This is a genomic window from Ligilactobacillus sp. LYQ135 (genome assembly GCF_053711055.1).
The window spans coordinates 1-905 of record NZ_JBSJYT010000021.1; the positions used below are offsets into that span (position 1 = coordinate 1).

Consider the following 905-nt stretch of genomic DNA (forward strand, 5'->3'; position numbering starts at 1 on the left):
ATCACTTCACTACTTTAATTTCGTTCCCCATCACAACTTGTCGTTATGCATGAAAGCATTTGACTCTCACACCGACTTGTTGCTTGGACGCACATTTCCGATCGTGCGCATCTCTAGCCTCCTGCGTCCCTCCATCGTTCAAACAAAAATTAATAGTACAGGAATCTCAACCTGTTATCCATCGCTTACGCCTCTCGGCCTCAGCTTAGGTCCCGACTAACCCTGGGCGGACGAGCCTTCCCCAGGAAACCTTAGTCATTCGGTGGATTAGATTCTCACTAATCTTTCGCTACTCATACCGGCATTCTCACTTCTAAGCGCTCCACTGGTCCTTACGGTCCAACTTCGTTGCCCTTAGAACGCTCTCCTACCATGCACTACGTGCATCCACGATTTCGGTAATGTGTTTAGCCCCGTTACATTTTCGGCGCAGGATCACTCGACTAGTGAGCTATTACGCACTCTTTGAATGGTGGCTGCTTCTAAGCCAACATCCTAGTTGTCTATGCAATCCCACATCCTTTTCCACTTAACACATATTTAGGGACCTTAATCGGTGGTCTGGGCTGTTTCCCTTTCGACTACGGATCTTATCACTCGCAGTCTGACTCCCGGATATAGATCTGTGGCATTCGGAGTTTATCTGAATTCAGTAACTCTTGATGAGCCCCTAGTCCAAACAGTGCTCTACCTCCACGATCCTTTACTCCGAGGCTAGCCCTAAAGCTATTTCGGAGAGAACCAGCTATCTCCAAGTTCGTTTGGAATTTCACCGCTACCCACACCTCATCCTAGCATTTTTCAACATACACAGGTTCGGTCCTCCAGTGCGTTTTACCGCACCTTCAACCTGGACATGGGTAGGTCACCTGGTTTCGGGTCTACACCTACATACTGAAACGCCC

1 rRNA gene is annotated in these 905 nt (G+C 48.4%); it reads right to left on the minus strand.

What is annotated here, in order from left to right:
* Positions 1 to 905 (minus strand): 23S ribosomal RNA (locus tag ACWCL1_RS08905); the annotation flags it as partial.